Genomic DNA, 12,224 nt, shown 5'->3' on the forward strand with positions numbered 1-12,224 from the left:
CACGGAGCCGGACCACATGGCACAGCAGGGGCAGAGTTTCCTGTCCCTGCGCGGTGTCAAAAAACACTTTGGCGGCGCCAAGGCGCTCGATGGTGCTGACCTTTTGGTGGAGGCCGGCTCCGTTCACAGCCTCGTTGGCGAAAACGGGGCCGGGAAGTCGACCCTGATCAAAATTCTGTCGGGGCTGATCGAGCCGGATGCGGGCGGCATTTTGATCGATGGCCAGCCCGTTGAGATCGCGGGGGTGCAACAGGCCGAGGCTCTGGGCTTTCGCTTCATCCATCAGGAGTTGAGCCTCGTGCCGCATTTCACGGCAGTGGAAAACGCATTCATCGGACGTCCCTATCCGCGCAAAGGCCCCTTTATCGATCGTTGGGCGATGCGTCAGGCCATCGAAGACACCGCGCGTGATATCGCGCCGGATTTGCCGCTGGATATTCCGGTGGGGCAGATGACGACCGGGCAAAAGCAACTGGTTGAAATCATTCGTGCCCTGATCGGCGCGCCCGCGCGTCTGGTGGTGATGGATGAACCTACGGCCTCGTTGTCGGATGGGGAGGCCGCGCGCCTGCACAAGGCGGTCAAACGACTGTCCGACACCGGCGTGGCGGTGATTTTCATCTCGCACCGTCTCGATGAGCTGATGGAGATCTGCGACAGTTTCACAGTGCTGCGCAATGGCTGCACGGTTGGTGCGGGTCGCATCGACCAGATCGACCGGGCCGGGCTGGTGCATCTGATGTCCGGGCGCGAAGAGGTGCTGGGGGCTGCCGAGACCCCGCCGGTGGACAGCCCTGTTGTGCTGAAGGTGCGGGATTTGCCCTTTGGCACGTGCGGACAGTCGGTGTCCTTTGATATTCGCGCCGGAGAAATCCTCGGCCTTTACGGGCTTGTCGGTGCCGGGCGCTCCTCTCTGATGAAGCTGATCTGGGGCGCTGCGCCACATGTCGGAGGGCAGATCGAACTTGACGGCGTGCCGCTGCGCCCGGGACGGATCGGGGACAGGATTTCGTGCGGGGCGGCCTATGTGCCCGAAGATCGCCGTAACGAGGGGCTGATCACCAGCCGATCGATTGCGGACAATCTGGCGGTGGCGCATCTGTCGCAGGTGCGTGCCCGGCCGCAGATGCCATGGACCAGCCGTCGCAAGATGGCGGAGCGCAGCGCGACGGTGCAATCCATGCTGTCCGTCAAGATGGGATCACCCTGGCACGGCCCTCTGACTCTGTCGGGCGGAAACCAGCAGAAGCTTTTGTTCGGACGCTGGTTCGGAGAACCGACACGGCTTTTGATCTTGGATGAACCCAGCCGAGGCGTCGATGTCGGCGCCAAGGCGGAAATTCATGCCTTGGCCCGCCAGTTTGCCCGTGACGGCGCGGCGGTGTTGATGACAACAAGTGACATGGATGAACTCATGGCGCTGAGCGCCCGGGTGCTGGTGATGGCCGGTGGTGACATCACCGCAGAGCTTTCCGGTGACAGCCTGACACCGGCACGGGTGATCGACGCGGCCTTTCAGCACCAGTCAGAGACCTCCGATACAGACACACAGACAGAAAAAGAGACCCACGCATGACTTCCTTTGTCCGGCGCTACGGGACCTTGGTGGCCCTTTTGGCGATCATCATCGCCTTTTCCCTCGCCTCCCCAAACGCCTTTGGCACCCCCAACAACCTGATCAATATCACGCAACAGATGACGCTTCTGGCGATCGTCGCAATCGGGGCCACGCTTGTGATGGCGGTCGGAGAATTCGATCTGTCGACGGCGGCGGTTGTATCCTTTGGCGGGATATTCGTGGTCTTCCTGTTCAAGGCGGGAGTGCCCGCACCGCTGGCCTGTCTGGCGGTTCTGGCCGCCGCAGGGGTGTTCGGTGCGGTATCCGGGTTTATCGTCGCCCGCTTTGAGGTGTTGTCCTTCATCACCACGCTGGCCGTCGGAACCATCATCGGGGGGATCACCTTCTGGCTGTCCGACGGCGCGACCCTGTTCGGGGACATCCCGGTGGGCTTTCGTGATCTGGCACGGGGCAAGATCTCTGGCATCCCGACGCTGACATTCTGGCTAATCGGCGTGGCCATCGTGGCCTGGGTGGTGCTCGACAAGGTGGAAATCGGTCGCAGGCTTTATGCCATCGGCGGCAACCGCGAGGCGGCACGGCTTGCCGGGGTGCGCATCGTGTCGAACACAATGGTGGCCTTCATCGGCTCGGCCATGTTGTCGGCACTGGTCGGGATGCTTTTGACCGCACGGATCGGCAGCGCCAACCCGACGGGCGGAGGCGGTTTCCTGCTGTCGGCCTATGCCGCCGTTTTTCTGGGCATGACTGCCTTTCGCGAAGGCGAAGCCAATGTCCCGGGCACGCTTGTCGGTGCGGCCATCATCGCCGTTGTCGGCAACGGCCTGACCATTCTGGGGGTGTCGACCTTTATGCAGGACATCATCACCGGGATGATCATCCTCGCCGCCGTTCTGGTGCGACGCACCGGAACGCAAAGCTGCTGAGACAGGGACAGATCATGGGACTGGATGCACATATCGCAACCCAAACAGGGCGGTTCGGCAGTTTTGGCGGGCAATTCGTGGCCCCTGTATTGTTGCCGGTTCTGGACCGGCTGGAAGACGGGTTTCATGAAGCCTGGGCCGATCCCGCGTTCCGGGACAGGCTGACGCTTTTGCTGAACCGCTATGTCGGGCGTCCGACGCCGCTGTTCGACATCCCTGCCTTCCCGCGTGAGGCGGGTGGGGCACTGATCGTGCTCAAGCGCGATGACCTGACATTCAATGGCGGCAACTATGCCAACTCCGCCGTCGGGCAATGTCTTCTGGCCAAGCGCATGGGGCTGGAGGCCGTGGTCTGTGAGACTGGCTCGGGGCAGAACGGCATTGCGACCGCTGCCGTGGCGGCGCGCTTTGGCATGGGGTGCACGATCTACATCGGGGCCAGCGACGCAGCCCGGCAACCCACGGCCGTCAAGAAAATGCGCCTGTTCGGCGCCGAGGTGAAGGTCGTAGACGATGCCGATCAGACCCTGAGCGCCGCCCTAAGCGCGGCTATGCGGCATTGGATGGGTGCGAGCGACACCACGGCCTATGTCGCAGGGGCCCCCATCGGCCCGCATCCCTATCCCGCGATGGTGGCGGCGTTTCAGGCGGTGATCGGTCGTGAAACCCGCTTGCAGCTGATCGATCACGGGCTGGCCCCTTCGGCCTATGTCTCGGCCGTCGGCGGTGGGTCTTCGACCATCGGATTGTTTTCGGCCTTCTGGGGCGATCCGCAGGTGCGTCTGATCGCCGTCGAAGGGGCCGGGGCGGACGATGGCTTTGCTGCACATGCCGCGCGGCTGTCACGCGGGCGGCGGGGCATATTTCACGGGGCGGAGACGCTCGTGCTGTCAGATGCGCAGGGGCAGATCCTGCCGACGCGCTCTATCGCGCCGGGGCTGTCCTATCCCGGTTCAGCCCCGCAACTGGCCGATCTGGTCCAGAGCGGTCGGGTCGAAACCATGGCGATTTCCGATGCTGCGGCCAAAGAGGCTGTCCTGAGACTTGCGCAGCGCGAAGGCATTCTGTTGTGCCTTGAGGCCGGTCACGCGCTGGCTGCGGCTGAACGTTTGGCCTTGGAAATGGGGCCGGACCAATCGGTTGTCGTGATGGCGCAATCGTCCGGGGACAAGGATATTGAAACTTTGACCGAGGAGACGACAGAATGAGCGCGTCGATTCCCTGCGAGCAAACTACGCCGGAAACGCAACGAATCGCGGCCATGTTCCGGCGTTTGAACGACGCGCAACGACCGGCCTTTGTCACTTATACGGTGGCAGGGGATCCGTCCTTTGAGGCCTGCCTTGCGCGGCTGCATCAATTCGTGGCGTCGGGCATCGATATGATCGAAATCGGCCACCCGTTTTCAGATCCGATCCTCGATGGGGCCACAATTCAGCAAGCCAATATCCGGGCATTGTCGGCGGGCGGCAATCTGGAGCGGACGCTGGAACTCTGCGCTGCCTTTCGCGCACAGGATACCACCACGCCGCTTATTCTGATGGGATACGCCAATCCTCTGGCGGTGATGGGATACGAACGCTTCGCGGCACGCGCGGCGGCTGCGGGGGTGGACGGCCTGATTGCCGGGGATTTCCCGCTGCGGGAAGCCGGGCCTTTGCTGGATGCGCTGGCGCACCATGGCCTGTATCTGATCCCGATGGCGGCGCCGACGCTAGCGCCCAAGGATTTCACATCGGAGCACCCGGCGGTGGGGGGCTTTCTCTATTGCATCCCGGTCGTGGGGCCCACCGGTGGTCCCTCTGCCTCGATCAATGCCATCGCCGAAGGGGTGGCCCGCTGCCGGGCGGAAAGCCCGTTGCCGGTGATGGTCGGCTTTGGAGTCAAGACCCCGGCCATGGCCGCAGATGTCGGTCGGGTAGCTGACGGGGTGATCGTGGCCACGGCGCTGATTGATCTGTTCCAGCAGGCGGCACAGGACGACGATCCTGCAAGCCCGGATTTCCTCAACTGTGTCGACCAGGAGATCGGTACGTTTCGCAAGGCGATCGACGCCGCGCCGTGAGCCTGCCGATCAAACGGGTTCTGTCGCAGACTTCTCGGTAAGATTTTAGGAGCTGGTCGCTGGACATAATTATGCTGTCAAGATCGCAAAGGTCAGGAAGGCGCTTGCGCCATACCCTGGGGTTTGACCCTTGCGGATGATGTGCGCGACGATGTTGTTCAGGTATTTGACCTGCCGGATTTCTATAAACCAGAAACTTTGCGGTAGTACCGCCCAAACGAATTTAGAGTTACGTGAACCAGTTGTCGTCCAGCTCTGGCAGTGGAATGGCTGACAACAGTGTTCGCGTGATTTCAGATTTCGGGTTATCGAATACCTTCGCCACAGGACCGTGATCGACGATTTTTTCATGGTTCAGCACGATCACATTGTCGCAGAGATGGCGGATCACCGTGAGGTCGTGGGAGATGAAGGCCACCGTCAATCCCATGTCGCGCGCAAGCGCTTTCAAGGGCTCTGTTGCAAATTTTTCTGGCTGTGAGCATCTTGCGCGTCATTGCTGAGATAAGGGGTATGGGATGAGCGCCTTCAAAGGCCGTCATTTCCGGGGTGAAGTCGTGCTTTGGGCTGTGCGTTGGTATTGCCGCTACGGGGTTAGCTATCGAGACCTGGAAGAGATGATGGCCGAGGGCTCTGTCGCAAACTTTTTTGAGGATTGAGGGCGGCCATTCTGTTGACACATTTATGCTGCGAGTCCTGCAAACTGCTGGAATGTGGTGCGCTCGTTGGTGTCGAGTTGCCCCTTTCGGATCATGTGCGCAACTTCGATCCCAGCCAGTGTAGCGTCGGCTGAATGGAAGGCCTTGAAGCCAAGCATGGGGCGCGTGATACGTTTTATGAAACGGTGGTCCTGTTCCACGATGTTGTTGAGGTATTTGACCTGGAGGATCTTAATCGTGCTTCCAGAACCCGTGAACTTCAGGATGATGTTAACGCTTTCCAGGCCCGCTAGATTGGCGCCGCTCTTGTCAATTACGACCCGATCCGGCACGCCATTGGTGCCAATTGCCCGCGTGAAGAGCCGCCGCGCCGAAGCCTTGTCGCGGCGTTCAGAGAGCATGAAATCAAGGGTTTTGCCTGTCTTGTAGACGGCTCGGCAATAATAAAGCGTTTCGACTTTAACTTGATCTATCACATAAAGTCGAAACGCCCGCTCCGCTTGGACGTTGCTCCGCGTTTCTGCTCAAACCCTGATTCAGGTTTAAGTAGAAACGCTTTAGGTCCACCGTCCCTGAACCTTGATGTAGGTTTCATCCATGCGCCAAGATATGGCGGTCGGCCGCTTCCGTGCTTGGGCATTCGCGGCGATCATGGGCGAGAACTTGATCACCCACCGGTTCAATGTCGCATGGTCAACGTCAGCCCCACGTTCAGCCATGATTTCTTCCAGGTCGCGATAGGAAGCGCCATATCGCACATAGAAATACACCGCGTACAGGATCACGCTTTTCGGATAATGGGCTCACTTGAAATCAACCGACATCCAATACACCCTGCTGCTTGCTTGTTTGAGGACCATGTCGCAAAATCAGCCAACAAACGAAAGATCGAAAAAATTGCGACAGAGCCAAAGCGGTGGGTCAGTCTCACTTACGGCTGATCGAGGGGATCGCACTTTCGGTGTCTGTTTTTCCGGTGAGCGTTCAGGTCAAGCGTTATCCCTTCTTCCCGATTTTGCTCTCTGTCCCGGCCTTAAGCCGCGCGATGTTTTCACGGTGTTTGTAAAAAATCAGCGCCGTGAGAACGAGCACGAGAAACGCGCCGTGCAGGTGATAGAAATAGGCCGTGTAGAACGGCGCTGCGAGGGCTGCGATCAGCGCGGACAGGCTCGAATACCGGGTGATCACCGCGACTAGGAGCCATGTGGCGCAAGCCAGAAGCCCCGCCGGGAAACTCAGTGCCAGAAGCGTGCCGAGGAAGGTCGCCACGCCCTTGCCGCCCTTGAACCGAAGGAACACCGGGTAGAGATGCCCGAGCATGGCGCACAGCCCCGCGATCCCCGCAGCCTGTTCTCCGACAATCACCCGCGCGAGCACCACGGCCAGCGCGCCTTTGCCGCTGTCGCCCAGAAGCGTGAGGAAGGCGGCCAGTTTGTTGCCGGTGCGCAGCACATTGGTGGCGCCGATATTGCCCGATCCGATCTGGCGCAGATCGCCAAGGCCGAAGAGGCGCGCCATGACGATGCCGAAGGGGATCGATCCGAGAAGATAGGCGAGGATGGCGGTGGCGATGAACGTCATGGTCTGTCTCGCTGGTTTTGAAATGGTTCAGATATGTGGTGGCAGAAGGGAGCCTCAGCTTTCGAAGACCCGCATCCCGTCAACCCATGTTCCCTTCACCTTGCCTTGCATCGTGGCGCTGTCAAAGGGGGTGTTTTTCGATTTGGACTTGAGCTTGAAACGATCCAGCACGAAAGGCGCATCTGGATCGAACAGCACGAGATCGGCGGGCGCGCCTTCGCTCAGCCGTCCGCTGGCCAGCCCAAGCCGTTTCGCCGGGTTGAGCGCCATGGCGCGGAACAGTTGCGGCAGGGTGAGCTGACCGGCGTGATAGAGACGCATTGCGGCGGGCAGCAGGGTTTCCAGCGCCACGGCCCCGGAGGCGGCTTCCTCAAACGGCAGACGTTTGCTTTCCTCGTCCTGCGGCGTGTGCATCGAACTGATGATGTCGATCAGGCCGGAGGCCACGGCATCGACAATCTCAAGCCGGTCTTCTTCGGAGCGCAGAGGCGGTTTGACTTTGAAGAAGGTGCGATAATTGCCGATGTCCAGCTCGTTGAGCGTCAGGTGGTGGATCGATACGCCTGCGGTCACATCAAACCCGTTCTGTTTCGCGCGCTCCAGCGCCGGAAGGGCGCGGGCGGTGGTGATCTGGTCGAAGTGATAGGAGACGTTTGTCATCTCAATGAGCGCAAGATCGCGGTCCAGCCCCATGCGCTCGGCCATCGGCGACACGGACGGCAGACCGCGCAGCGCTGCAAATTTGCCGGAGGTTGCGGCAGCGCCTTTTGAGAGGCCGGGATCTTGCGGGTGCCCGATCACCAGAGCGCCGGTGGATTTCGCATAGGTCAGCGCACGTTGCAGGACTTTGGTTTCGGCAATGACATGATCGCAATCGGTGAAGGCCACGGCCCCGGCGTCGAGCATGAAGCCGATCTCGACCATCTCGCGCCCTGCGCGGCCCTTGGTGAGCGCGGACATGTGTTTCACCTTTACCACCGCATCCGAGGCGGCACGGCGCTGTACGAATTCGAGAACCTCGGGGCTGTCGATCGCATTCATCGTGTCGGGGCGTGTCACCATCGTGGTCACACCGCCCGCCGCTGCGGCGCGGCCTGCGGAGGCGAAACTTTCCTTGTGGCGTTCGCCCGGTTCGGAAACTTTCACGCCGAGATCGACGATCCCCGGCGCAAGGCATTTGCCGCCGCAATCGATGCTCTCGCCTTTCGGCGGTGTGCCGGTGCCGCGTTCCGCAATCGTCGGGCCTTCGACCCGAAGCCAGCCGATTTCGTCGGTCTGTGCTTCGGGGTCGATCAGTCGGGCATTGGTGAAAATGGTCATACTGAGCCTTTCTGGATGTCACGGATCAGCCCGTAGACGGAGCGGGCATCGTGGATAAGTGCAAACGCGGGCGCGCTGTCGAAGCGGTCTCCGACAATCGGTTCGGCGCGGTCGCGAAATTGAATGGTGCCGGGATTCTGCCCGTCAAACTCAACGCCCAGAGAGGGGCGCAGATCGAGGGCGAGAAGGGTTTTCCCGGCGAAGGGGAGGTCATTGGCAAAGAACGCCCGGCGCGAGGTGAGCGAATACCATGTGCGGCGGGCGATGAACGGCCCGAGAAGCAGAGGGGCGGCGGCAATCGTCAGGCCGGCGACGAAATGGATCAGGCCAAAGAGCCAGAATTCGCCGGCGCGCATGGCCATAACCATCCAGAACAGGGCAAACCCGGCAAAGATCAACCCGAACAGGGCGAAGGGCAAAGCCGGGCCACGCCATTGGATGCTGAGATCCGGCTGGCCCTGCCAGAGCACCCGCTCGCCGGGGCGCAATATGTCGTTCCAGCCGTCGATCATCCGCTGATCCAGACGAAAAGCGTGACGAACAAAGCGAGGAACACCAGAACGAAGGTCGCGACCATGCCGGAAATCCGAGCCGGAGATTTCGGCGGTTTGCCCTGCATCAGCAGCCCTTCGGCGCTTTTCGAGGTGAGCGGCTCGAAGGGGCGCGTTGTCAGCGGTGTCTCATAACGTCCGATCACTTCAAACGGCGGTTTCGGAGAAAGCTGTTTGTCTTTTTCGTGCAGCCCCGTTGAGTAGATCAACACAACTGTGCTGCTGAGCGCATCAAGCTTTTGCGTATCTTTTGCAATGTCGAACTCGCTGGCCTCGGACAGGTAACGCGCGAAGCCATACTCTTTCATCGCAGCCAGATCGAACCATTCGATGGCTCCTTCTTCTGGAGCCTCCAAAAGACCAAACGCGTCTTTGTAGGTTTCGGGGCTGCTTAAGGTTGCATTCAGATCTTCGACGGTCCCGTCATAAGACAGAACCCAGGCGTAGCGTCCGCCATCTGATGGAATGTCGCGCGGATCGCTCACAGGATACTCCTTACACCATGACACCAGTGTCGGCTGCGCGCGCGGCGCGCAGGTTCTGGGCCAGCAAATCCATCGCGGCCATACGCACGGCGACGCCCATCTCCACCTGTTCCTGAATCACCGAGCGGTTGATATCATCGGCAATGGTGCCGTCGATCTCGACGCCGCGGTTCATTGGGCCGGGGTGCATGACGATGGCGTCAGGTTTGGCATGGGCGAGTTTCTCGGCGTCCAGACCGTAGCGATAGAAATACTCCCGCTCGGAGGGGATGAAGCCGCCGTCCATGCGCTCTTTCTGGAGGCGCAGCATCATGACGACATCCACGTCTTTGAGCCCCTCGGCCATATCGTCGTAAATCTCGCAGCCGAACTCTTTGAACTGCTGCGGCACCAGAGTGGGCGGGCCGACGAGGCGCACACGGTTTTCCATCTTGCCCAGAAGGATCAGGTTGGAGCGCGCCACGCGGCTATGGGTGATGTCGCCGCAGATCGCGATGTTGAGGCGATGAAGGCGCCCTTTGGCGCGGCGGATGGTCAAGGCATCGAGCAAGGCTTGCGTCGGGTGTTCATGTTTGCCGTCGCCCGCGTTGAGCACGGCGCAGTTGACCTTTTGCGACAGCAGATCGACCGCCCCGGAATGCGGGTGCCGGACGACAAGCAAATCGGGATGCATCGCGTTCAGGGTCAGGGCGGTGTCGATCAGCGTTTCGCCCTTTTTGATCGAGCTGGCCTGCATCGCCATGTTCATCACATCCGCGCCGAGACGCTTGCCCGCCAGCTCGAAAGACGACTGGGTTCGGGTCGAGTTCTCGAAGAACATGTTGATCTGGGTGAGACCTTTGAGCGCGTCCGAGTGTTTCTCGGATTGTCGGTTCAGATCGACGTAACGCTCCGCCACGTCGAGAACGGTGGTGATCTCTTCGGGGTGAAGCGGCTCGATCCCCAAAAGGTGTTTTTGCCGGAATGCCATGATGCCCCCTTCTGGTATCTTTGACCTGCTTATAGAAAGCTGCGCCGGAGCGGGCAATGCGCGTTATCACTCTCACGAGTGATTTACCTCTGACGATCCGGCCTGTAGCTTGGCCGACATGGAGACTCAGATCGACTATTGGCAGGCGCATGCGCTTTTGGAATGGCAGGTGGAACTCGGCGTGACCGAGGCCATCATGGATGCGCCGGTCAATCGCTATGAGCTGCCCGATCACATCGCCAAGCCGAAACCACCCGCAGAGGCCGGCAAAGCCTCCGGACCTGTCGCGCTTCCCCCGAAAGTCTCGCGCAGCGATGAGGGGATCGAGGTCGCCGCAAATCTCGCGAAATCCGCACGCTCGCTGGAGGATTTGCGCGAGGCTTTGGCTGGGTTCGACTATTGCGATCTGAAACGCGGCGCGCGCAATCTGGTGTTCTCGGACGGTAACCCGAAAGCGCGGGTGATGGTCGTCGGCGAAGCGCCGGGACGCGACGAGGATATTCAGGGCAAGCCCTTCGTTGGCCGCTCCGGTCAGCTTCTGGACAAGATGTTCGCGGCCATCGGGCTGGAGCGAACGTCTCCCGACCCTGAAAGCGCGCTCTATATCACCAACCCGATTCCCTGGCGTCCGCCGCAGAACCGAGACCCGAATCCCGCCGAAATCGCGATGCTGAAGCCCTTCCTGATCCGCCATATCGAATTGGCGGACCCGGATGTGGTGGTGCTCATGGGCAACTGGGCCTGCAACGCTTTGCTCGGTCGGGCCGGGATTACGCGGCTTCGGGGCAAGTGGCAGACCGTCTTGGGCAAACCGGCGATGCCGATGACCCATCCGACCTATCTGTTGCGCAACCCGATCGCCAAGCGAGAGGCGTGGAATGACCTTCTGGAGATTCAGGCACGGCTGAAAGGGGCGTCATGATTGTCGATCCGCTGACGCTGGCCGCTTTCCTGCCCGCAGCTTTGGCGCTCAACATGACGCCGGGGGCGGACATGATGTTTTGTCTGGCGCAGGGGCTGCGCGGCAACCGGCGCGCAGCCGTGGCCGCAAGCGCGGGCATTTCGGCGGGCTCTCTGGTCAACGTGACCTTGGCGGGGCTCGGGCTTGGCGCTCTGGTCGCGGCCAGCCCGCATCTTTTCGCGACAATCCGCTGGATTGGGGTCGCATATCTGGTCTGGCTCGCGCTCCGCACCCTGCGCAGCCCGCATGTGGTCGGGGCCAAAGGTCAGGCGATGAAATCCCCGGCGCGGGCGTTCCGCGAGGGCTTTCTGGTCAATGTCTCCAACCCCAAGGTGATCCTGTTCATCCTCGCCTTTATCCCGCAATTCGTGGACCCGGCGCGCGGGTCTGTCTTGGCGCAGTTCCTGATCTTCGGTTCGGTGATCTCGCTCGGCGGGTTCGTCATAAACGCTGTGGTCGGGTGGTTCGCCGTCGGGCTGGGCGGCGTTTTGGCACGCAGCCAAGGGGCGGAACGTGTTCTACGCTATCTCTCGGCATCCGTCTTCGGATTGCTTGCCCTCAAACTCGCCACGGAGCGCCGCGCATGACCCGCATTGACGAAAGCCTCGATTTCATTCCCGTCCGCATCGCCGTTCTGACCGTCTCTGACACGCGGACATTCGAGGATGACAAATCCGGGGAGACTTTGGTCAAGATGATCGAAGCGGCGGGGCACAGCATCGCGGACCGCAAGATCGTCACCGATGACCGGCCTTTGATCCGCGATACGCTTCAGGGGTGGATCGAGGACAAGGACGTGGATGTGGTGATCTCAACGGGCGGCACCGGGTTGACCGGACGTGATGTGACGGTCGAGGCGCATCGCGATGTCTATGAGAAAGAGATCGACGCCTTCGGCACGATCTTCACCATCGTCTCCATGGCCAAAATCGGCACCTCCGCCGTGCAGTCCCGCGCCACGGGCGGGGTCGCGGGCGGCACCTATCTCTTTGCGCTTCCGGGTTCCACCGGGGCCTGCAAGGATGCGTGGAACGAGATTTTGAAATTCCAGCTCGATTACCGGCACCGCCCCTGCAATTTCGTGGAAATCTTCCCGCGACTCGAAGAGCACAAACGGCGCAAGTGAC

Annotated in this window: 13 protein-coding genes and 2 pseudogenes; 8 read left to right on the forward strand and 7 right to left on the reverse strand. The window is 60.9% G+C overall.

Annotated elements, in window-relative coordinates:
• Positions 1-16: 16 nt before the first annotated feature.
• Genes ACYBHZ_RS14805 through trpA form a run of 4 tightly spaced genes read left to right on the forward strand, consistent with a single transcriptional unit; the run spans position 17 to position 4,570 of the window.
• Positions 17-1,576 (forward strand): sugar ABC transporter ATP-binding protein, encoded by a 1,560-nt coding sequence (locus ACYBHZ_RS14805; protein ID WP_460275055.1) that lies wholly within the window; start codon positions 17-19, stop codon positions 1,574-1,576.
• Positions 1,573-2,505, forward strand: coding sequence for an ABC transporter permease (locus tag ACYBHZ_RS14810; RefSeq protein WP_460275056.1), 933 nt, complete (start codon positions 1,573-1,575; stop codon positions 2,503-2,505). The genes ACYBHZ_RS14805 and ACYBHZ_RS14810 overlap by 4 nt, the downstream gene beginning before the upstream one ends.
• Before the next feature lie 14 nt (positions 2,506-2,519).
• The gene (gene trpB, locus ACYBHZ_RS14815; RefSeq protein WP_460275057.1) at positions 2,520-3,713 is read left to right on the forward strand and encodes a tryptophan synthase subunit beta; all 1,194 of its coding nucleotides are present in this window, start codon (positions 2,520-2,522) and stop codon (positions 3,711-3,713) included.
• Complete coding sequence (gene trpA, locus ACYBHZ_RS14820) at positions 3,710-4,570, forward strand: tryptophan synthase subunit alpha (RefSeq protein ID WP_460275058.1); 861 nt, start codon at positions 3,710-3,712, stop codon at positions 4,568-4,570. Before trpB ends, trpA begins: the two co-directional genes overlap by 4 nt.
• A 229-nt stretch (positions 4,571-4,799) precedes the next feature.
• Here the strand turns inward: trpA and ACYBHZ_RS14825 are convergent, their stop codons facing one another.
• Positions 4,800-5,021 (reverse strand): peptide transporter, encoded by a 222-nt coding sequence (locus tag ACYBHZ_RS14825; protein ID WP_460275059.1) that lies wholly within the window; start codon positions 5,019-5,021, stop codon positions 4,800-4,802.
• A gap of 67 nt (positions 5,022-5,088) precedes the next feature.
• Between ACYBHZ_RS14825 and ACYBHZ_RS14830 the strand changes: the two are divergent.
• A pseudogene (locus tag ACYBHZ_RS14830) lies at positions 5,089-5,208 on the forward strand (IS6 family transposase); the annotation flags it as partial.
• A 44-nt stretch (positions 5,209-5,252) separates the two neighbouring features.
• Here the strand turns inward: ACYBHZ_RS14830 and ACYBHZ_RS14835 are convergent.
• The 6 genes and pseudogenes from ACYBHZ_RS14835 to ACYBHZ_RS14860 all read right to left on the reverse strand — a co-directional run bounded on the left by ACYBHZ_RS14835 (position 5,253) and on the right by ACYBHZ_RS14860 (position 10,136).
• A pseudogene (locus ACYBHZ_RS14835) lies at positions 5,253-6,014 on the reverse strand (IS6 family transposase).
• 211 nt (positions 6,015-6,225) lie between these two features.
• Complete coding sequence (gene plsY / locus ACYBHZ_RS14840) at positions 6,226-6,810, reverse strand: glycerol-3-phosphate 1-O-acyltransferase PlsY (RefSeq protein ID WP_460275060.1); 585 nt, start codon at positions 6,808-6,810, stop codon at positions 6,226-6,228.
• Positions 6,811-6,864: 54 nt separating this feature from the next.
• Positions 6,865-8,130 (reverse strand): dihydroorotase, encoded by a 1,266-nt coding sequence (gene pyrC / locus ACYBHZ_RS14845; protein WP_460275061.1) that lies wholly within the window; start codon positions 8,128-8,130, stop codon positions 6,865-6,867.
• Complete coding sequence (locus ACYBHZ_RS14850; protein WP_460275062.1) at positions 8,127-8,642, reverse strand: aspartate carbamoyltransferase catalytic subunit; 516 nt, start codon at positions 8,640-8,642, stop codon at positions 8,127-8,129. Before ACYBHZ_RS14850 ends, pyrC begins: the two co-directional genes overlap by 4 nt.
• Complete coding sequence (locus tag ACYBHZ_RS14855) at positions 8,639-9,166, reverse strand: hypothetical protein (protein ID WP_460275063.1); 528 nt, start codon at positions 9,164-9,166, stop codon at positions 8,639-8,641. Before ACYBHZ_RS14855 ends, ACYBHZ_RS14850 begins: the two co-directional genes overlap by 4 nt.
• Positions 9,167-9,176: 10 nt before the next feature.
• Positions 9,177-10,136, reverse strand: coding sequence for an aspartate carbamoyltransferase catalytic subunit (locus ACYBHZ_RS14860; protein WP_460275064.1), 960 nt, complete (start codon positions 10,134-10,136; stop codon positions 9,177-9,179).
• A gap of 118 nt (positions 10,137-10,254) precedes the next feature.
• Between ACYBHZ_RS14860 and ACYBHZ_RS14865 the strand changes: the two genes are divergently transcribed.
• From ACYBHZ_RS14865 to moaB, 3 genes are read left to right on the forward strand one after another with little or no spacing between them, the layout of a single operon-like run.
• A complete protein-coding gene (locus tag ACYBHZ_RS14865; protein ID WP_460275219.1) occupies positions 10,255-11,058 on the forward strand; it encodes a uracil-DNA glycosylase in 804 nt (267 codons plus the stop codon).
• Positions 11,058-11,684 carry a LysE family translocator gene (locus tag ACYBHZ_RS14870; protein WP_460275220.1) on the forward strand — a complete coding sequence of 209 codons (627 nt, stop codon included), beginning with the start codon at positions 11,058-11,060 and terminating at the stop codon, positions 11,682-11,684. Before ACYBHZ_RS14865 ends, ACYBHZ_RS14870 begins: the two co-directional genes overlap by 1 nt.
• Positions 11,681-12,223: a molybdenum cofactor biosynthesis protein B gene (moaB, locus tag ACYBHZ_RS14875; RefSeq protein WP_460275065.1), complete on the forward strand. Its 543-nt coding sequence runs from the start codon at positions 11,681-11,683 to the stop codon at positions 12,221-12,223. Before ACYBHZ_RS14870 ends, moaB begins: the two co-directional genes overlap by 4 nt.
• Position 12,224 lies beyond the last annotated feature (1 nt).

It is taken from the genome of Celeribacter sp. ULVN23_4 (assembly GCF_054788345.1).